At 65.6% G+C, this 19,878-nt stretch carries 12 protein-coding genes and 3 rRNA genes; 2 read left to right on the forward strand and 13 right to left on the reverse strand.

Features of this window, described 5'->3' with window-relative positions; all coding sequences use genetic code 11:
- Positions 1–99 precede the first annotated feature (99 nt).
- The 11 genes from CP981_RS04900 to CP981_RS04955 all read right to left on the reverse strand — a co-directional run bounded on the left by CP981_RS04900 (position 100) and on the right by CP981_RS04955 (position 13,237).
- On the reverse strand, positions 100–573 hold the full coding sequence (locus tag CP981_RS04900; RefSeq protein WP_006606439.1) for a bifunctional nuclease family protein: 474 nt from the start codon (positions 571–573) through the stop codon (positions 100–102).
- 56 nt (positions 574–629) lie between these two features.
- Complete coding sequence (gene ftsR / locus CP981_RS04905) at positions 630–1,376, reverse strand: transcriptional regulator FtsR (RefSeq protein WP_085927406.1); 747 nt, start codon at positions 1,374–1,376, stop codon at positions 630–632.
- A gap of 17 nt (positions 1,377–1,393) precedes the next feature.
- The gene (locus CP981_RS04910; protein WP_085927405.1) at positions 1,394–2,242 is read right to left on the reverse strand and encodes an FHA domain-containing protein; all 849 of its coding nucleotides are present in this window, start codon (positions 2,240–2,242) and stop codon (positions 1,394–1,396) included.
- A gap of 118 nt (positions 2,243–2,360) precedes the next feature.
- Positions 2,361–3,377 (reverse strand): DUF881 domain-containing protein, encoded by a 1,017-nt coding sequence (locus CP981_RS04915; protein ID WP_208852894.1) that lies wholly within the window; start codon positions 3,375–3,377, stop codon positions 2,361–2,363.
- A 5-nt stretch (positions 3,378–3,382) separates the two neighbouring features.
- Positions 3,383–3,715, reverse strand: a complete 333-nt coding sequence (locus CP981_RS04925; RefSeq protein WP_042152041.1) for a small basic family protein — start codon at positions 3,713–3,715, stop codon at positions 3,383–3,385.
- On the reverse strand, positions 3,712–4,644 hold the full coding sequence (locus tag CP981_RS04930; protein ID WP_190146388.1) for a DUF881 domain-containing protein: 933 nt from the start codon (positions 4,642–4,644) through the stop codon (positions 3,712–3,714). Before CP981_RS04930 ends, CP981_RS04925 begins: the two co-directional genes overlap by 4 nt.
- Positions 4,645–4,719: 75 nt before the next feature.
- Positions 4,720–7,215 (reverse strand): mannose-1-phosphate guanyltransferase, encoded by a 2,496-nt coding sequence (locus tag CP981_RS04935; RefSeq protein ID WP_085927401.1) that lies wholly within the window; start codon positions 7,213–7,215, stop codon positions 4,720–4,722.
- Between the two features lie 121 nt (positions 7,216–7,336).
- The gene (gene clsA, locus CP981_RS04940; RefSeq protein ID WP_085927400.1) at positions 7,337–7,945 is read right to left on the reverse strand and encodes a cardiolipin synthase ClsA; all 609 of its coding nucleotides are present in this window, start codon (positions 7,943–7,945) and stop codon (positions 7,337–7,339) included.
- A gap of 146 nt (positions 7,946–8,091) precedes the next feature.
- Positions 8,092–8,208, reverse strand: a 5S ribosomal RNA gene (rrf, locus tag CP981_RS04945).
- Between the two features lie 73 nt (positions 8,209–8,281).
- Positions 8,282–11,404, reverse strand: a 23S ribosomal RNA gene (locus CP981_RS04950).
- Positions 11,405–11,708: 304 nt separating this feature from the next.
- Positions 11,709–13,237, reverse strand: a 16S ribosomal RNA gene (locus tag CP981_RS04955).
- The 16S, 23S and 5S rRNA genes sit together here, the layout of an rRNA operon.
- Positions 13,238–14,113: 876 nt before the next feature.
- On the opposite strand from CP981_RS04955, the gene CP981_RS04965 reads away from it, so the two are divergent.
- Together CP981_RS04965 and ptsP are read left to right on the forward strand one after the other, a co-directional pair.
- Positions 14,114–14,563: a PTS sugar transporter subunit IIA gene (locus CP981_RS04965; protein ID WP_018090628.1), complete on the forward strand. Its 450-nt coding sequence runs from the start codon at positions 14,114–14,116 to the stop codon at positions 14,561–14,563.
- A 77-nt stretch (positions 14,564–14,640) separates the two neighbouring features.
- Positions 14,641–16,311 (forward strand): phosphoenolpyruvate--protein phosphotransferase, encoded by a 1,671-nt coding sequence (gene ptsP / locus CP981_RS04970; RefSeq protein ID WP_085928675.1) that lies wholly within the window; start codon positions 14,641–14,643, stop codon positions 16,309–16,311.
- Between the two features lie 87 nt (positions 16,312–16,398).
- On the opposite strand, the gene CP981_RS04975 is transcribed toward ptsP, so the two are convergent.
- Together CP981_RS04975 and CP981_RS04980 are read right to left on the reverse strand one after the other, a co-directional pair.
- On the reverse strand, positions 16,399–17,316 hold the full coding sequence (locus CP981_RS04975) for a hypothetical protein (RefSeq protein WP_085928676.1): 918 nt from the start codon (positions 17,314–17,316) through the stop codon (positions 16,399–16,401).
- Positions 17,317–17,462: 146 nt separating this feature from the next.
- Positions 17,463–19,493 (reverse strand): acetoacetate--CoA ligase, encoded by a 2,031-nt coding sequence (locus tag CP981_RS04980; protein ID WP_085928677.1) that lies wholly within the window; start codon positions 19,491–19,493, stop codon positions 17,463–17,465.
- Positions 19,494–19,878: the final 385 nt, after the last annotated feature.

Genomic DNA, 19,878 nt, shown 5'->3' on the forward strand with positions numbered 1-19,878 from the left:
CCACGCCGAGTGATAATCACCCTACGAGTGGTTTCTCGTGACCCCGCACGGGGAAGGGCTGACTGTTTGGCCGGAAACAGGCGGTTCGCCTGGCCGGTATCACTGGCTGTTGGTCCCGAAGTCCTCGGGCGAGATCTGGTCGAGGAACTCGCGGAACTTCTCCACCTCGTCCTCCTGCTCGTCCGGGATGGCAATCCCCGCGTCGTCCAGCACACCGTCGGTACCGAAGATCGGCGTTCCGGTGCGCAGGGCCAGCGCTATCGCGTCCGACGGACGCGCACTGACCTCGACCCCGCTCGCGAAGACAAGTTCGGCATAGAAAACCCCCTCGCGCAGATCCGTGATGCGGACCTGCGTCAGCTCCTGGCCCACCGCTTCGAGCACGTCCTTGAAGAGGTCATGCGTCAGCGGCCTGGCAGGGACCATGCCCTGCTGGGCGAAGGCGATGGCGGTGGCCTCCCCTGGCCCGATCCAAATGGGCAAGTATCGGTCGCCTCCCACCTCCCGCAGGAGCACGATCGGTTGGCTGGAAGGCATTTCCACCCGGACACCCACGACGTCGAGCTCGTTCACACAGCAACCCTAGGACGTGCCCGGCCGGTTTGGGTAGTCGGGCACTCGTTTGCTCACTACAGCCGGACCCGCAGAGCGCTCTGCACCAAGGCCGCATGCAGCCGTACGGACAGCGTTGCCAGCTCCCTGGCGGTCGCTTCGGCATGCGCCCTGGTCTGCGGGTTACGGTGCCGCCGAAGGGGTGCAACGACCTGCTCGACCAGGCCCGCCTCACGCTCGGCCGCCGCCTTCACCGCACGCAGATGCCGCGGCTCCAGACCGAAACGGCCCAGGTCCGCGACAAGTTTGGCCACCGTGACGGCCTCGATGTCGTATCCGCCGTCGTCATGAGGGACGATGAGTCCGTACGACTCCCAGTCGGCGAGCGCCGCCTCGTCCACCTCCGCGGCGGCCAGCAGCTCGGCCCGGCCGATCCGGGCAGCCGTGGGGCGCTCCGTACCCGGGTCGTGGACGCCCTCGACCAGATCCCGGGAGGGTGCGGCCGGGGCCGGCAGCGGTACCTGCTCACCGCGCTCCAGGGCGTCCAGATGCTCCCGGATGACCTTCAGCGGCAGATAGTGGTCCCGCTGCATCCGCAGGACGGCGGCCAGCCGCTCGACATCCGCCTGCGTGAATTTGCGGTATCCGGAAGGCGTGCGCTTCGGCTCGACCAGCCCCTCGGCCTCCAGGAAGCGAATCTTGGAGATGGTGACCTCGGGAAACTCCCCGCGCAGCAGGGTGAGCACCGTACCGATGCTGACCGGCTTGCCGTCCGAGGAGGCGGCACCGGCAGAACCGGCGCCGCCTTTCGGTGTATCGCGCATATGCCTTCCCCGGCCGGTCAGATACCGGCGCCTCGCTGGCTCGCGTAGAAGACCAGGCGGAACTTGCCGATCTGGACCTCGTCGCCGGTGGCGAGGGCAACGGAGTCGATCCGCTCACGGTTGACGTAGGTGCCGTTCAGGCTGCCGACGTCGGCGACCGTGAAGAGACCGTCCGGGCCGCGACGGAATTCCACATGACGGCGCGAGACCGTCACATCGTCGAGGAAGATGTCGCCCTGCGGGTGCCGACCCGCCGTGGTCAGCTCGCTGTCCAGCAGGAAGCGGCTGCCCGCATTCGGCCCCCGGCGGACGACCAGCAGCGCCGACCCCAACGGGAGAGCATCCACGGCCGCCTGGGCCTCAGGGGACAGCGACGGCGCCAGATTCTGGCCCGTGGTCTCCGAGTCGTAGGCCTCCAGCCCCGAAATGGAGATGGTCGACGTCGTCTCCGACGCCCGCTCGGGCTGGACCCCTGCACGCAGCGGCGCACCACAGTTGGAGCAGAACCGGCTCGCCTCGGCGTTCTGGTTCCCACACCTCGTACAAACCGGCAAGGCCGACCCTCCACCCGTGTGTGCGGCTGATGGTTCCTGGGAACCTATGCGGCCGGCACCGGAGGGGTCAACAGAACCCGCGCCGTACCCCCCGGACGGACCGCTGACCTCATCACGGAAGAGCGGACGACCCTCGGCCGCACCGCTCTCGTCGGGCTGGCGCGGAGCGGCATGCCGCGCGGAGCCGCTGCCGCCCTCCTGGCGTGCGCTCTTGCCGAACAGCTTTCCAAACAACTTCACGGGCGATTCCCCTTGAACGAAATAGACCCGCCCGTGGGGCAGGACGAACCCTCGATGCACACACCGGCCCATCCGGACATCCTGTGAACGTCCGTGGCCTTCAAACAGTTTCCACCACACACCACACGCACGGTGCGTCGACCCCCCGCTACCTCATGCCCTTCCCGGGCACTCGACATACGTGCACGCCTCACTGAGATGACAACCGAGCGTAGTCAGGCCGCTTCGCCTCTCGCAAGGCGTTCACAATGATCTTCCTCTCACGGGTCACAGACACCTTGGCCTGCTCCTTTTCCAGCGTCTGGACCACTCCGCCGGGGATGTTCAGCGCCGGTTCCAAGTCCTCCGGCTTGCCGATGACCTTGAAGCGGAACGGCTGCATGACGCGCTTGCCATCGATCTGCACGCCACCCCGGACGTCCGAGAGATAGCTGTCCGCAACAACCCGGACATCGTTGACCTGGATGGCCTCCGCGCCGGCCGCCCGCAGCTCCTGGATGGTGTCCAGCAGCTTGTCCGCCTCGACGGAGTGCGTCGGGTCGTCGATGGTCAGGTTGATGCCGGGCCCTTGCGCCGCGACGGTCCCGGCCAGCACACCCAGCTGCTGTTCCTTCTCCACGGTCTGCTTACGGGCCTCCTCGGCCTGGTCCGAGCTGTTCGTCAGCTCGGTCTTCTGCCCTTCCAGGCGCCGCTGTTCGTCGGTCAACCGCTGGGAGCGGTTGTCCAGCTCGTCCAGAATGCGCACCAAGTCCTCCTGGCGCGCACCTCGCAGCGCACTGCTGTCACTTGTGGAACGTACCTGAATCGCCAGGCCGAGGCCGAGGATGAACAGGAGCAGCGCAACGATCAGTTGAGCCCGGGTCAGCCGCGGCGGCCACAGGCTCGCCACCAGCCGCTCCCGACCGGTCTTCGGGCGTTCCGCGCTCCCGTCGTCCTCGGCGACGACGTCCGGAGTCGAGGAGTCTGCCCCTTTGCCCTGCTTCTGTCCAGCACTGTCCGATTCTTGAGCTTCGGCTTCGTCACCGGACTCCGCCGGCTCGGGACCTTTCCGGCTCTCGGGCGGCATCGGCCGACGGCCGGCCGGCCCGTGGTCCTCATCCGGCTCCGGCCGCTCCGCCTTCTCCGCGGGCTCCGGCTTCTTCTCCGGTTCCGGCTTCTTGTCCTGCTCCGGGCTCTTCTCCGGCTCCGGCGTCTCGTCCTCGGTCATCCGCCTCACGCCCTGAAGACGTGCCGGCGGATCGCGGCCGCGTTGGAGAAGATCCGGATACCCAGCACCACGACGACGCCGGTGGAAAGTTGGGAACCGACACCCAACTTGTCGCCGAGGAAGACGATCAGCGCGGCGACGACGACGTTCGACAGGAAGGAGACCACGAAGACCTTGTCGTCGAAGATGCCGTCCAGCATGGCGCGCAGACCGCCGAACACGGCATCCAGCGCCGCGACGACAGCGATCGGCAAATAGGGCTCGACCACCGTCGGCACCACGGGTCGGACGACAAGTCCGACCACGACTCCCACGATGAGGCCCAATACGGCGATCACGATGTGCCCTTCCCTGTGTCGGCGCCGTCCGCCTTGGCGGCACCGGCCTGCGGCTTTGCGGTACGTACGATCAAGCTGGGCGCGGGCGGCAGCGTGACCTCGTTCTCAGCGGAAATCCTGGTGCGCACGCCGTAGTTCTCCTGAAGCACGTGCAGGTACTGACCATCGGCGCTGTCCTGGAACGCGGTGCTCAGCCGCTGCCCGTCCCCCACCGCCAGCACCGTATAAGGCGGCGCCAGTGGCTTGTTGTCGACCAGTATGGCGTCTCCCGCGGCTCTGATCGCCGAGAGTGAGGTAAGCCGCTGTCCATTGACGGAGATGGCCTCCGCACCGGATGCCCACAGGCCGTTGACGACGCGTTGCATATCTCTGTCGCGTACCCGCCCGGTGTCCGAAAAACCACTGCTCTCACGCGGACCGCCGCCGCTGGACGCCGCGCCCTTCGCATCGTCCACGACGAGCTTCACGCCGGGTCCGGTGACCTGCGTCGAGCCGGACAGCAGGGCCAGCAGCTCGGCCTTGTCGCCGCCGTGCTTCTTCAGCGCCTCGCGCTGCATACTGCTGACGTCGTCCCGGAGCGCGTCGACCCGCTTCTGCTGCCGGTCCGCCTCGCCGGTGCCCTTCTGGATGCGGTTGATCAGTTCCTCGCGCTCCTTGGCGAGCGTCGGTGCTGATATCCGCGCCTGCGCCGCCCCCACGGTCACCACGAGCGCGGCCAGCACCAAACCGGCCGCAAGTCCCAGCTTCGCCCGCAAGGTCCGCGGCAGTCCCCGCACCCCGGTCTCGGACTTCCGTGCGGCGGCCTCCGCGTATCCGTCGTCGAGACTGTGATCCATCACGTTGGTCAGCAGCGACATGGACGCATCGGGGCGCGCGGCCGGCGTGTTCGGGTTGCTCCGATCGGGGCGCTGCTGCGACATGCCGCACATCGTCGCACGTCGGCCGCGCGGTCTCCCAATGGCCCCACCGGCGTGCCGATGCACGGCCCGCCGGTGGGGCCCCGGTCAGCGTCCTGCGCTGTCCACTACGGCGGACCACTCGTCCAGCAGCTGCTGAGCGGAGGCGTCATCCGGCCCTTCCGCCCACAGGTGCGTGACCGCCTCAGCGGGGTCCGGCAGCACCAGGACCCAACGGCCGTCGGCCTCCACGATTCGTACGCCGTCGGTGGTGTCCACGTCCCGGTCGCCGGCGGCCTCGACGACATGCCGCATGACCAGGCCCTTGACCGCCCACGGGGTGGCCAGGTCGCGGCGCTGGACATGCGCGCGCGGGATCCGTGCGTCGATCTGGCTGAGCGTGAGCTGGGTACGGGCGACCAGGCCGATCAGCCGGACGAAGGCGGCCGCGCCGTCGAAGACGCTGCTGAACTCCGGAATGATGAAGCCGCCCATGCCGTCCCCGCCGAAGACCGTGCCGTCGGCGCGGCCCACCCGGGTCATGTCGTCGGGCGAGGTGGTCGTCCACTCCACCTGCGTCCCGTGATACGCCGCCACCTGCTCGGCGATCCGGGTGGTGGTCACCGGCAGCGCCACCCGGCCGGCCCGCCGCTCGGCGGCGACGAGATCCAGCATGACCAGCAGCGCGCGGTCGTCCTCGATGATCCGGCCGCGCTCGTCCACGAGGGAGAGCCGCTCACCGACGGGGTCGAAGCGCACCCCGAAGGCGGCCCGCGCCGAGGCCACGATCTCGCCGAGCCGGACAAGCCCGGCACGCCGGGCGTCGGCGGTCTCGGTCGGCCGGGATTCATGGAGCCCGGGGTTGATGGTCAGGGAGTCGACGCCGAGCCGCCCCAGAAGGCTGGGCAGGACCAGGCCCGCGCTGCCGTTGGAGGCGTCCACGACGACCTTCAGCCCGGACTCGCCGATGCCCGTGGTGTCCACGGCCCGCAGCAGCGACCCCGTATAGGAGTCGAAAACGCTGGCCGGGAAGATCAGATCACCGATCTCGCCGGGGAAGGCGCGACGGTACTCCTGGCGGGCGAAGACCCGGTCGAGCTTGCGCTGCTTGGCCTGCGAGAGGTCGGCGCCCCGCTCGTCGAAGAACATGATGTCCACGGAGTCCGGCACCCCGGGCGTCGTACGGATCATGATCCCGCCGGCGCTGCCCCGCGCGGTCTGCTGGCGGGCGACCGGCAGCGGCACATTCTCCAGGTCCCGTACGTCGATGGCGCTGGCCTGAAGCGCGGAGATCACGGCGCGTTTGAGCGCCCGGGCACCACGGGAGTGGTCGCGCGCGGTGGTGACCGTGGAGCCCTTCTTGAGGGTGGTGGCGTACGCGCCCGCGAGCCGCACCGCGAGTTCCGGGGTGATCTCGACGTTGAGGATCCCGGACACCCCGCGGGCGCCGAACAGATGCGCCTGGCCACGGGACTCCCAGATCACCGACGTATTGACGAACGCGCCGGCCTCGATGGTCTTGAACGGATAGACCCGCACATTCCCCTGGACGATCGACTCTTCACCGATCAGGCATTCATCACCGATGACGGCGCCGTCCTCGATCCGGGAGGCCCGCATGATGTCGGTGTTCTTGCCGATCACACAGCCGCGCAGATTGCTCTGCTGCCCGATGTAGACGTTGTCGTGCACCACGGCCCGGTGCAGGAACGCACCGCTCTTGACGACGACATTGGAGCCGACGACGGTGTGCTCCCGCAGCTCCACCCCGGCTTCAATCTTGGCGTAGTCGCCGATGTACAGCGGGCCGCGCAGCACCGCGTCGGAGTGGACCTCGGCGCCCTCAGCGACCCATACGCCCGGCGAGATCTCGAAACCGTCGATTTCCACATCGACCTTGCCCTCGAGCACATCGGCCTGGGCCTTCACATAGCTCTCGTGCGTACCGACGTCTTCCCAGTAGCCCTCGGCGATATAGCCGTAGATCGGCTTGCCTTCCTTCATGAGCTGCGGGAAGACATCCCCGGACCAGTCGACCGGCACATCGGGCTCGAAATAGTCGAAGACCTCCGGCTCCATGACGTAGATGCCGGTGTTGACGGTGTCCGAGAAGACCTGACCCCAGGTGGGCTTTTCCAGGAAGCGCTCGACCTTGCCGGCCTCGTCGACGATGGTGATACCGAACTCGAGCGGGTTGGGGACCCGCGTGAGGCAGACGGTGACCAGCGCGCCCTTTTCCTTGTGGAACCGGATCAGATCCGTGAGGTCGAAGTCGGTGAGGGCATCACCGGAGATGACGAGGAAGGCATCATCCTTGAGGGCTTCCTCGGCGTTCTTCACGCTGCCCGCGGTGCCCAGCGGCTTTTCCTCGTTGGCGTAGGTGAGCTCCATTCCGAGCTCTTCTCCGTCGCCGAAATAGTTCTTGACGAGAGAAGCAAGGAATTGCACGGTCACGACGGTCTCACTGAGACCATGCCGCTTCAGCAGCCTGAGCACATGCTCCATGATCGGCCGGTTGACGACCGGAAGCAGGGGCTTGGGCATGCTGGACGTCATGGGGCGAAGGCGTGTTCCTTCGCCGCCGGCCATCACAACGGCCTTCATGTCGGAAGCGTCCTCCTCTAAGAGACGACGGTCTTGCCGACTTCACTTGTCCAGCTCGCCCACTGTTCCTGTTATCGCGTACGGGCGCCGGGCCTTGGCACCAGCTGCCGGTCCGGAAAGCTCAGTCGGCCGTGGTGTCCGCTTTGATGAGTCGGCGGACCTGGACCACGTAGAGGACTCCTGCCCACCAGTACAGCGCCGTACCCCATCCTGCGAACGCCCATCCGAAAACGGTGCCAAGTGTGTGAAGCCAGCCGCTTCCGCTGCTCAGGAGGAGCAACGGGAAGGCGTACATCAAGTTGAACGTAGCCGCTTTGCCCAGGAAGTTCACCTGGGGCGGTCCGTAACCGTGGCGTCCGAGGAATCCGACCGCGATCAGCAGCATCACTTCCCGTGCCAGCAGTGCCGCGGTCAGCCAGACCGGCAGGATCTCGCGCCAGGTCAGCCCGACGAGGGTGGAGAGGATGTAGAGGCGGTCGGCGGCCGGGTCGAGGATCCGGCCCAGGCTGCTGATCTGGTTCCAGCGCCGGGCGAGCTTGCCGTCCAGATAGTCACTCACACCGCTCAGCGCGAGGACCAGCAGCGCCCAGCCATCGGCCGTCGGGCCGCCGAATACCGGCCACAGGATCAGCCACAGGAACAACGGCACGCCGAGGAGGCGAGCCATGCTCAGGATATTCGGGATGGTGAGGACGCGATCCGTCTGAACCCGCGTCTCCTGGACCTCCACGCGGAAGCCTCCTGGGGGAAATGTACCAACGATGCCCCCTGACCTTACCTGCCCCGCCGGCGGCGCCGTGCCGCGGGTCCCAAGATCACCGAAACGCGAAAAAGCCCCCCGGGAACTTTCGTTCCCGAGGGGCTTTAACAAAAATTGTTCGGCGGCGTCCTACTCTCCCACAGGGTCCCCCCTGCAGTACCATCGGCGCTGAAAGGCTTAGCTTCCGGGTTCGGAATGTAACCGGGCGTTTCCCTAACGCAATGACCACCGAAACACTATGAAGATGACAACCCGGACATGACACAGGTCGTTACTTCAGAACCTACACAGTGGACGCGAGCAACTGAGGACAAGCCCTCGGCCTATTAGTACCAGTCAACTCCACCCGTTACCGGGCTTCCATATCTGGCCTATCAACCCAGTCGTCTACTGGGAGCCTTAACCCCTCAAAGGGGGTGGGAGTACTCATCTCGAAGCAGGCTTCCCGCTTAGATGCTTTCAGCGGTTATCCTTTCCGAACGTAGCCAACCAGCCATGCCCTTGGCAGGACAACTGGCACACCAGAGGTTCGTCCGTCCCGGTCCTCTCGTACTAGGGACAGCCCTTCTCAATACTCCTACGCGCACAGCGGATAGGGACCGAACTGTCTCACGACGTTCTAAACCCAGCTCGCGTACCGCTTTAATGGGCGAACAGCCCAACCCTTGGGACCGACTCCAGCCCCAGGATGCGACGAGCCGACATCGAGGTGCCAAACCATCCCGTCGATATGGACTCTTGGGGAAGATCAGCCTGTTATCCCCGGGGTACCTTTTATCCGTTGAGCGACGGCGCTTCCACAAGCCACCGCCGGATCACTAGTCCCTACTTTCGTACCTGCTCGACCCGTCAGTCTCACAGTCAAGCTCCCTTGTGCACTTACACTCAACACCTGATTGCCAACCAGGCTGAGGGAACCTTTGGGCGCCTCCGTTACTCTTTAGGAGGCAACCGCCCCAGTTAAACTACCCACCAGACACTGTCCCTGATCCGGATCACGGACCCAGGTTAGACATCCAGCACGACCAGAGTGGTATTTCAACAATGACTCCACAACCACTGGCGTGGCCGCTTCAAAGTCTCCCACCTATCCTACACAAGCCGAACCGAACACCAATATCAAGCTATAGTAAAGGTCCCGGGGTCTTTCCGTCCTGCTGCGCGAAACGAGCATCTTTACTCGTAATGCAATTTCACCGGGCCTATGGTTGAGACAGTCGAGAAGTCGTTACGCCATTCGTGCAGGTCGGAACTTACCCGACAAGGAATTTCGCTACCTTAGGATGGTTATAGTTACCACCGCCGTTTACTGGCGCTTAAGTTCTCAGCTTCGCCACACCGAAATGTGACTAACCGGTCCCCTTAACGTTCCAGCACCGGGCAGGCGTCAGTCCGTATACATCGCCTTACGGCTTCGCACGGACCTGTGTTTTTAGTAAACAGTCGCTTCTCGCTGGTCTCTGCGGCCACCACCAGCTCAGAGTGCAAAACTCATCACCAGCAATGGCCCCCCTTCTCCCGAAGTTACGGGGGCATTTTGCCGAGTTCCTTAACCATAGTTCACCCGAACGCCTCGGTATTCTCTACCTGACCACCTGAGTCGGTTTAGGGTACGGGCCGCCATGAAACTCGCTAGAGGCTTTTCTCGACAGCATAGGATCATCCACTTCACCACAATCGGCTCGGCATCAGGTCTCAGCCTTAACGTGTGACGGATTTACCTACCACACGGCCTACACCCTTACCCCGGGACAACCACCGCCCGGGCTGGACTACCTTCCTGCGTCACCCCATCGCTTACCTACTACCACCTTGGATCGGCGGCTCCACCACGTCCCTTTGTCCGAAGACTCCAGGCCGGCTTCACGGCCTTAGCATTAATGGATTCGATATTGGGCGTTTCAAAGCGGGTACCGGAATATCAACCGGTTGTCCATCGACTACGCCTGTCGGCCTCGCCTTAGGTCCCGACTTACCCTGGGCAGATCAGCTTGACCCAGGAACCCTTAGTCAATCGGCGCACACGTTTCCCACGTGTGTATCGCTACTCATGCCTGCATTCTCACTCGTGAACCGTCCACAACTCGTTTCCACGGCTGCTTCACCCGGCACACGACGCTCCCCTACCCATCACAGCCTCCGTTAGGAGTATTGCTGCAATGACATGACTTCGGCGGTGTGCTTGAGCCCCGCTACATTGTCGGCGCGGAATCACTTGACCAGTGAGCTATTACGCACTCTTTCAAGGATGGCTGCTTCTAAGCCAACCTCCTGGTTGTCTCTGCGACTCCACATCCTTTCCCACTTAGCACACGCTTAGGGGCCTTAGTCGATGCTCTGGGCTGTTTCCCTCTCGACCATGGAGCTTATCCCCCACAGTCTCACTGCCGCGCTCTCACTTACCGGCATTCGGAGTTTGGCTAAGGTCAGTAACCCGGTAGGGCCCATCGCCTATCCAGTGCTCTACCTCCGGCAAGAAACACACGACGCTGCACCTAAATGCATTTCGGGGAGAACCAGCTATCACGGAGTTTGATTGGCCTTTCACCCCTAACCACAGGTCATCCCCCAGGTTTTCAACCCTGGTGGGTTCGGTCCTCCACGAAGTCTTACCTCCGCTTCAACCTGCCCATGGCTAGATCACTCCGCTTCGGGTCTTGGGCACGCTACTCAACGCCCTATTCGGACTCGCTTTCGCTACGGCTTCCCCACACGGGTTAACCTCGCAACATACCGCAAACTCGCAGGCTCATTCTTCAAAAGGCACGCAGTCACGACGTTGAATCCGAAGACTCAACGCGACGCTCCCACGGCTTGTAGGCACACGGTTTCAGGTACTATTTCACTCCGCTCCCGCGGTACTTTTCACCATTCCCTCACGGTACTATCCGCTATCGGTCACCAGGGAATATTTAGGCTTAACGGGTGGTCCCGCCAGATTCACACGGGATTTCTCGGGCCCCGTGCTACTTGGGTGTCTCTCAAACGAGCCGCTAATGTTTCAGCTACGGGGGTCTTACCCTCTACGCCGGACCTTTCGCATGTCCTTCGCCTACATCAACGGTTTCTGACTCGTCTCACAGCCGGCAGACTGTGAAAGAGAGATCCCACAACCCCAACCACGCAACCCCTGCCGGGTATCACACGTGACTGGTTTGGCCTCATCCGGTTTCGCTCGCCACTACTCCCGGAATCACGGTTGTTTTCTCTTCCTGCGGGTACTGAGATGTTTCACTTCCCCGCGTTCCCTCCACACTGCCTATGTGTTCAGCAGCGGGTGACAGCCCATGACGACTGCCGGGTTTCCCCATTCGGACACCCCCGGATCAAAGCTTGGTTGACAGCTCCCCGGGGCCTATCGTGGCCTCCCACGTCCTTCATCGGTTCCTGGTGCCAAGGCATCCACCGTGCGCCCTTAAAAACTTGGCCACAGATGCTCGCGTCCACTGTGCAGTTCTCAAGCAACGACCAGCCACCCGTCACAACCCGCCGAAGCGGACCTTTACCGGGGCCGGCATCGCGAAGGTCCAGACTCAACGGTCCGTACCCTCAGATACCCAACAACGTGCCCGACCCACTTCACTCGTCCCCACGTTCCACGCCGAAGCAGTACTAGTGACAACCAATCAAGTGTGCCGAATAGTCAACGTTCCACCCATGAGCAACCAGCATCAGACATTCGCTGATGTACTGGCCTCTGACCAACCAGAGGTCGGTAAGAAGTGCTCCTTAGAAAGGAGGTGATCCAGCCGCACCTTCCGGTACGGCTACCTTGTTACGACTTCGTCCCAATCGCCAGTCCCACCTTCGACGATTCCCTCCCACAAGGGGTTGGGCCACCGGCTTCGGGTGTTACCGACTTTCGTGACGTGACGGGCGGTGTGTACAAGGCCCGGGAACGTATTCACCGCAGCAATGCTGATCTGCGATTACTAGCAACTCCGACTTCATGGGGTCGAGTTGCAGACCCCAATCCGAACTGAGACCGGCTTTTTGAGATTCGCTCCACCTCGCGGTATCGCAGCTCATTGTACCGGCCATTGTAGCACGTGTGCAGCCCAAGACATAAGGGGCATGATGACTTGACGTCGTCCCCACCTTCCTCCGAGTTGACCCCGGCAGTCTCCTGTGAGTCCCCATCACCCCGAAGGGCATGCTGGCAACACAGAACAAGGGTTGCGCTCGTTGCGGGACTTAACCCAACATCTCACGACACGAGCTGACGACAGCCATGCACCACCTGTACACCGACCACAAGGGGGCGCCTGTCTCCAGACGTTTCCGGTGTATGTCAAGCCTTGGTAAGGTTCTTCGCGTTGCGTCGAATTAAGCCACATGCTCCGCTGCTTGTGCGGGCCCCCGTCAATTCCTTTGAGTTTTAGCCTTGCGGCCGTACTCCCCAGGCGGGGAACTTAATGCGTTAGCTGCGGCACGGACGACGTGGAATGTCGCCCACACCTAGTTCCCAACGTTTACGGCGTGGACTACCAGGGTATCTAATCCTGTTCGCTCCCCACGCTTTCGCTCCTCAGCGTCAGTATCGGCCCAGAGATCCGCCTTCGCCACCGGTGTTCCTCCTGATATCTGCGCATTTCACCGCTACACCAGGAATTCCGATCTCCCCTACCGAACTCTAGCCTGCCCGTATCGAATGCAGACCCGGGGTTAAGCCCCGGGCTTTCACATCCGACGTGACAAGCCGCCTACGAGCTCTTTACGCCCAATAATTCCGGACAACGCTTGCGCCCTACGTATTACCGCGGCTGCTGGCACGTAGTTAGCCGGCGCTTCTTCTGCAGGTACCGTCACTCTCGCTTCTTCCCTGCTGAAAGAGGTTTACAACCCGAAGGCCGTCATCCCTCACGCGGCGTCGCTGCATCAGGCTTTCGCCCATTGTGCAATATTCCCCACTGCTGCCTCCCGTAGGAGTCTGGGCCGTGTCTCAGTCCCAGTGTGGCCGGTCGCCCTCTCAGGCCGGCTACCCGTCGTCGCCTTGGTAGGCCATCACCCCACCAACAAGCTGATAGGCCGCGGGCTCATCCTTCACCGCCGGAGCTTTCCACCACCAGACCATGCGGTCGGTAGTCATATCCGGTATTAGACCCCGTTTCCAGGGCTTGTCCCAGAGTGAAGGGCAGATTGCCCACGTGTTACTCACCCGTTCGCCACTAATCCCCTCCCGAAAGAGGTTCATCGTTCGACTTGCATGTGTTAAGCACGCCGCCAGCGTTCGTCCTGAGCCAGGATCAAACTCTCCGTGAATGTTTACCCGTAATCGGGTGAAACACACACGAGAGCGGAACGACCAGACGGAATAGGTCCGGTCGTTCACAGCGTCCTCGCTGTGTGTGCCATCCGCACCACATGGGCGCCGATGGACTTTTCAAAGGAACCTCATCCTCCGGAAGTGTTTCCGGTGGACGGGGTATCAACATATCTGGCGTTGACTTTTGGCACGCTGTTGAGTTCTCAAGGAACGGACGCTTCCTTTGTGCCTGTCTCACCAGGCTCTCCGGGCGCTTCCCTTCGGTCTTGCGTTTCCGACTCTATCAGATCCTTGCGGGCCCGATTTTCGCCGGTGCGTTTCCACCTTTCGGCTTCTTCGCGTTTCCAACCTTACCAGATCCGTTTCCGTCTCCGGCGCCCTGTTGGAGCGGGCCCGGCCGTTTGGCTTTCGCTTTGGGCCTTTCCGACTCTAGCAGATCCGATTCTCGGTCCGTTGCCGGTCCGAATTCGTTTCCGAATCCCCGTCGGAGGGGGTTACGCCGTGGTCCGGCAATTTGCGTTGCCGTGCCTTTCGGCGTAATCACTACTTTAGCGGATTTCCTTTTCCGGATTTCGAACCGCTACTTTCCGCAAGCATGCGGAAAGCGCAATTCTTAAGTCGCGATCAAGGCGCTAGGAGTGCCGCCCACCTCAACCTGACGCAGTTGATTGCGTCCTGGCCGTCCGGGGCAGGTGTCAGACAGTACAGCTCTGGTGTGGGCGAGGCAAATCGATTCAGCGGGACTCGCGGACGGCAACCGGCGTCTCTCATGCGGAACCGTCAGTTCTTATGACTTACGCTTCTGAACGGTGCGCCGTCCAGGACAGGTAGTGACGGCGGCCTGATGAATCTCCACCCCTGGGAGGCTTCCCATGACCACCGTGACGTCCCCTCTTGCCGGACGCGCCATCGGACTCGCGGCTGTGCCCGACCCGGTGTTCTCCGGAGCGATGGTGGGTCCCGGTACCGCCATCGATCCGGTGCGTGAGCCGTCCGCCGCTGTTTCGCCCGTGGACGGTGTCCTCGTATCGCTGCACCCGCATGCGTTCGTCGTCGTCGACTCCGAGGGGCACGGGGTGCTCACCCATCTCGGTATCGACACCGTGCAGCTCAATGGCGAGGGCTTCGAGCTGCTCGTGAACAAGGGCGACACCGTGACCCGCGGCCAGGAGGTCGTGCGCTGGAACCCGGCCGCTGTGGAGCAGGCCGGGAAGTCGCCGGTGTGCCCGGTCGTCGCGCTGGAGGCCACTGCGGACTCGCTCGGCGAGGTGCGTGAGGACGGCGACGTCAAGGCGGGCGACCAGCTCTTCTCCTGGCAGTAGCCGGAGGCTCGGCCCCACGGCAGGTACGACATCCATCGCGGCGGCCGCAGTCGTCGCATCAACCGGAGACGGGTTCAATGGAGACAACGCTGCGAGGCGTCGGCGTCAGCCACGGTGTGGCGATCGGCGAGGTGCGGCATATGGGTACGGCGGTTCTCGAGCCGCCGGCCAAGCAGATTCCGGCGGACGAGGCGGAGCGCGAACAGGGGCGTGCCCGTCAGGCCGTGGAGGCTGTCGCTGCTGATCTGATGGCGCGGGGAAACCTGGCGGGCGGTGAGGCGCAGGCCGTGCTGGAGGCACAGGCCATGATGGCGCAGGACCCCGAGCTGATGGCGGATGTCGAGCGGCGGATCGCCGTGGGCAGCACCGCCGAGCGCGGTGTGTATGACGCGTTCGCCGCCTACCGGGCGCTGCTGGCGGGTGCCGGTGAGTACCTCGCGGGCCGGGTGGCCGACCTCGATGACGTACGGAACCGGATTGTCGCGCGGCTGCTGGGTGTGCCGATGCCGGGCGTGCCGGACAGCGATGAGCCGTATGTGCTGATCGCGCGGGATCTGGCGCCGGCCGACACCGCGCTGCTCGACCCGACGCTGGTGCTCGGGTTCGTGACCGAGGAGGGCGGGCCGACCAGCCACAGCGCGATTCTCGCGCGGGCGCTGGGGGTGCCGGCCATCGTGGCGCTGCCCGGTGCGGGTGAGCTCGTCGAGGGCACGGTCATCGCCGTCGACGGCAGCACCGGTGAGGTCTTTGTCGAGCCGGACGCCGAGAAGCGGGCGGCGCTGGAGCAGGCCGCGGCGGAGCGGAAGGCGGCGCTGGCGGCGTCGTCCGGTCCGGGTGCCACCTCCGACGGGCACAAAGTGCCGCTGCTGGCGAATGTCGGCGGGCCCGGTGATGTGGCCGCCGCGGTCGAGGCCGGGGCCGAGGGTGTGGGCCTGTTCCGTACCGAGTTCCTCTTCCTGGACGACAGCAAGAATGCGCCGTCCGAGGAGAAGCAGGTCGATGCGTACCGCAAGGTGCTGGAGGCCTTCCCCGAGGGGCGGGTCGTGGTGCGGGTGCTCGACGCCGGGGCCGACAAGCCGCTGGACTTCCTGACGCCGGCCGATGAGCCGAACCCCGCGCTGGGTGTGCGGGGTCTGCGGACGCTGCTCGACCACCCCGACGTGCTGCGTACCCAGCTGACGGCGCTGGCGAAGGCCGCCGAGGGGCTGCCGGTCTACCTCGAGGTCATGGCGCCGATGGTGGCGGACCGCATCGACGCCAAGGCATTCGCGGATGCCTGCCGGGAGGCCGGGCTTCGGGCGAAGTTCGGGGCGATGGTGGAGATTCCGTCGGCGGCGCTGCGGGCGCGGTCGATTCTGCAAGAGGTCGAGTTCCTTTCGCTGGGGACCAATGACCTGGCGCAGTACACCTTCGCCGCTGACCGTCAGGTCGGGGCCGTCTCGCGGCTCCAGGACCCCTGGCAGCCGGCGCTGCTGGACCTCGTGGCGGCGTCCGCCGAGGCCGCGAAGGCCGAGGGCAAGAGCTGTGGTGTCTGTGGTGAGGCGGCCTCCGATCCGCTGTTGGCGTGTGTGCTGACGGGGCTCGGTGTCACCAGCCTTTCGATGGGTGCGGCGTCGATTCCGTATGTGCGCTCGACGCTGTCGAAGCACACGCTGGCGCAGTGTGAGCGGGCGGCGGCCGCGGCGCGTGCCGCGGATACCGCCGACGATGCGCGGGCCGCCGCGCAGGCGGTGCTCTCCGGGGAGTGACCTCGCGCGGCGCGTGCGTCGCTCAGGAGTGTTGATGGCCGTCCCGCCCTTTGTGGCGGGGCGGCCATGTTGCTGTGTGCGGGGCGGTCAGCTGTGGTGGTGGGGGTCGGGTGGGGGTGTGAGGGGAAGGCCGGGGGCGTAGTCGACGCCGTGCTCGGGTGGGATCGGCTCGCCGGTGTCGGCGTCGGTGCAATAGGCGGTGAAGACCTCGGCGGCGCTGAGGGCGCGGGGCCAGGCGTCGCGGAAGGACCAGCCGCGGACCGTGTCGTGGGCGGGGCCGCCGGTGGTGTCGTGGCCGGTGGTGGTGCGGGAGACGATGCCGCCGGGGGTGCGCAGGGCGAAGCCGGCGGCGAGGACCGTGCAGAAGACGAGGGTGTCCGATTCGGCGAGCCGGCGGCGGGCGCCCTCCTGGGCGGTGGCATGCAGCACCGCCAGCAGGGACGGGTCTCCGGCCGCGACGGAGCAGACGAGGTGGTGGGTGCCGCTGCCGAGGGCTTCGAGGAGCTGTTGGAGGGCTTGGGTGGCGCGGGCGAACGCGGCGTGGGCGAGGTCTTCGCCGCACTCCGGGCAGTCGCCGGCGCGGGCCAGGACGGCGGAGGCGTGATCCCAGGTGGCCTGGCGGTCGGCTTCCTCGACGAGCAGCGGGAGCAGCCGGTTGAGCGGTTCGCCCTGGTAGGTCAACGTCGCGCCGGTGCGGGCGACTTCGGCGGTGTAGCGGCTGCGGCTGTCGGGGCGGTCGGGGTCGAGGGTGAGGTCGGCGCAGTATTTCTCGAAGGCGACCGGGTCGAAGAGGCTGAGGGTCGTGAGCACGCCCTGGGAGGCGAGGGTGCGCAGCAGGTTCTCCATCTGCTGGAGGTAGCTGCGGTGGTCGTCGAACGGGAAGGTGCGGTAGCGGCTCATGGCGCGGAAGTCCTGCTCGTCGGCCAGGACGGCGGCGGCGCTGGGGACTTCGCGGCGGAGCCTGCGGCGGGCGGACTGGTCGGTGTACTTGGCTGTGGATGTCATGACTCCCCCTGGTGAGATGCGTCCGGCGCTGGGCGTGGGCCGGCCGGACGCCACTTGTCACTGAGAGTAATCGAGGGGTCTGACAATGCGGCCGGGCGCCGGACCGGAGGCCGTGCGGGCCTTCGGCGGTCCGGCGCCGGGCGGGCCTATTGCGTGCGGTCGGTGGCGCGGTCGCGGGCCACCCGCTCGTAGAAGCGGAGCAGTTCGAGGTTGTCGACGGAGCCGGGGTTGACGGCCTTGTCGAGGGGGGTGCCCTGGAGGAGGCGTTTGACCGGGACCTCGATGCGCTTGCCGGTGAGGGTGTGCGGGACGCCGGGGGCTTCGATGATGTCGTCGGGGACGTGCCGCGGGGAGAGCTGTTCGCGGATGGTGCGCTTGATGCGGTCGCGGAGGGCGTCGTCGAGGGTGGCGCCGGGGGCGAGGTGGACGAAGAGCGGCATCCAGTAGCCGCCGTCGGGGAGTTCCAGGCCGATGACGAGGGACTCACGGATCTCGGGGAGCCGTTCGACCGCCTCGTAGATGTCGGCGGAGCCCATCCGGACGCCCTGGCGGTTGAGGGTGGAGTCGGAGCGGCCGTGGATGATGACGCTGCCGCGGGGGGTGACGGTGATCCAGTCGCCGTGCCGCCAGACTCCGGGGTACATGTCGAAGTAGCTGTCGTGGTAGCGGGTGCCCTCGGGGTCGTTCCAGAAGCGGGTGGGCATGGACGGCATGGGGTTGGTGACGACGAGTTCGCCGACTTCGTCGATGACCGGTTTGCCCTGCGGGTCCCAGGCCTGTAGGTCGGTGCCGAGGCAGGGGGCCTGGAGTTCGCCGATGTGTACGGGGAGGGTGGGGACGGCGCCGGCGAAGCAGCTACAGACGTCGGTGCCGCCGCTGACGGAGGCGGTCCACAGGTCGGTGCCGCCCTCCGTGAAGGAGTCGTGCAGCCAGCGGAAGCCGTCCGGCGGGAGCGGGGAGCCGGTCGTCGCGACGCAGGTGATGGCGGAGAGGTCCAGGTCGCGGGCCGGGTGGATGCCTGCCTTGCGACAGGCCATGACATAGGCGGCCGAGGTGCCGAAGACGGTGGCGCGGGTGGTTTCGGCGACCCGCCACTGGGCCGAGATGTCGGGGTGGCCGGGGCTGCCGTCGTAGAGCACGATCGTGGAGCCCACCAGGAGGCCGGCGACGAGGAAGTTCCACATCATCCAGCCGGTGGAGGTGTACCAGAAGAACCGGTCGTCGGGGCCGAGGTCGCAGTGCAGGCCGGTCTGCTTGAGGTGTTCGAGCAGGATGCCGCCCTGGGACTGGACGATGGCCTTGGGCAGGCCGGTGGTGCCGGAGGAGTACAGGACCCACAGCGGGTGGTCGAAGGGGACCTGTTCGAAGACCGGTTCGGTGTCGTTCGAGGTCAGGTCCGACCAGTTCACGGCGCCTTCGGGGGCGGGGGTGCCGAGCAGCGGGATGTGGACGACGGCGCGCAGGGTGGGCAGTTCGTTGCGGAGCTCGGCGACGGTGTCGCGGCGGTCGTGTTCCTTGCCGCCGTAGTGGTAACCGTCGACGGTGAACAGCACGACCGGTTCGATCTGCTGGAAGCGGTCCAGCACGCTGCGGGCGCCGAAATCGGGGGCGCAGGAGGTCCACACGGCGCCGACCGCGGCGGTGGCGAGGAGAGCGACGACGGCCTGCGGGATGTTGGGGACGTAGGCGCTGACGCGGTCGCCGGGGCGGACGCCGAGGCGGCGGAGTTCGGCGGCCAGCGAGCCGACCTGGGCGCGCAGATCCGTCCAGGTGACGGGGGTGGGCTCATGGGTCTCATCGACGTACAGCAGCGCGGGCGCATCCGCGCGGGCCGGGTCCTCGGCGGCGCGCAGGGCGTGCTCGGCGTAGTTGAGGGTGGCGCCGGGGAACCAGCGGGCGCCGGGCATCGTGCGGTCGGCGAGGACGGTCTCGTACGGGGTGGCGAAGCGGACGTCGAACCACTCGGCGGTGGCCTGCCAGAAGGCGGGGAGGTCGCGGACGGACCACTGGTGCAGGTCGGCGTAGCTCCGCGCGGGGTCGCCGGGGGTGGGGGCGGGTGCGCCGTGGTGCGCGGCCGCCCAGGTGTGGAAGCGGGTGACCTGTGCGCCGGCAATGCGGTCCTGGCCTGGTTGCCAGAGCGGTTCCGGCTGGTGGGCGGACTGCGGTGCGGTGGTCATCATGCGGCTCCCGGGCGATACGCGTGGTGGGCGTCGGGCGCGCACAGCGATGGGGGTCCCCCGGCCCAGTGGGTGGGCGTGTGCGCGTGACACGGCTTGCCTGGACGATGCCATGTGATCGACTTGTGCACCAGGGTGGACTCCCCACATTCGGGGGGTGGCGGATGTGGTGCCGCCAGGTGAGCGCGGGGCGGGCGGCGGGCCCACGGCAGGATTCGGCCATTGAGGGGCGTGCCCTGGGGCGGGCGCCGTGAGCCCGGTCCTCCAGGGGACGGCGGGACTTTGCGGACACGCCTTGGGCTGAGGGTGTCCGAGCGTGACCCGGCGCAGGTGAACGGCAGTTGAACGGTTCCCCTGCACCTGCCCGTCAATGGCAGGCTGACCG

Source organism: Streptomyces platensis, from assembly GCF_008704855.1.
GTDB classification, from domain to species: Bacteria; Actinomycetota; Actinomycetes; order Streptomycetales; family Streptomycetaceae; genus Streptomyces; species Streptomyces platensis.

Bases quoted from the DNA above. Each gene is read 5' to 3' on its own strand.
- ftsR (WP_085927406.1), bottom strand. From the start codon at position 1,376: ATGCGCGATACACCGAAAGGCGGCGCCGGTTCTGCCGGTGCCGCCTCC.
- CP981_RS04910 (WP_085927405.1), bottom strand. From the start codon at position 2,242: ATGGGCCGGTGTGTGCATCGAGGGTTCGTCCTGCCCCACGGGCGGGTC.
- CP981_RS04915 (WP_208852894.1), bottom strand. From the start codon at position 3,377: ATGACCGAGGACGAGACGCCGGAGCCGGAGAAGAGCCCGGAGCAGGAC.
- CP981_RS04930 (WP_190146388.1), bottom strand. From the start codon at position 4,644: ATGTGCGGCATGTCGCAGCAGCGCCCCGATCGGAGCAACCCGAACACG.
- CP981_RS04935 (WP_085927401.1), bottom strand. From the start codon at position 7,215: ATGAAGGCCGTTGTGATGGCCGGCGGCGAAGGAACACGCCTTCGCCCC.
- CP981_RS04965 (WP_018090628.1), top strand. From the start codon at position 14,114: ATGACCACCGTGACGTCCCCTCTTGCCGGACGCGCCATCGGACTCGCG.
- ptsP (WP_085928675.1), top strand. From the start codon at position 14,641: ATGGAGACAACGCTGCGAGGCGTCGGCGTCAGCCACGGTGTGGCGATC.
- CP981_RS04975 (WP_085928676.1), bottom strand. From the start codon at position 17,316: ATGACATCCACAGCCAAGTACACCGACCAGTCCGCCCGCCGCAGGCTC.
- CP981_RS04980 (WP_085928677.1), bottom strand. From the start codon at position 19,493: ATGACCACCGCACCGCAGTCCGCCCACCAGCCGGAACCGCTCTGGCAA.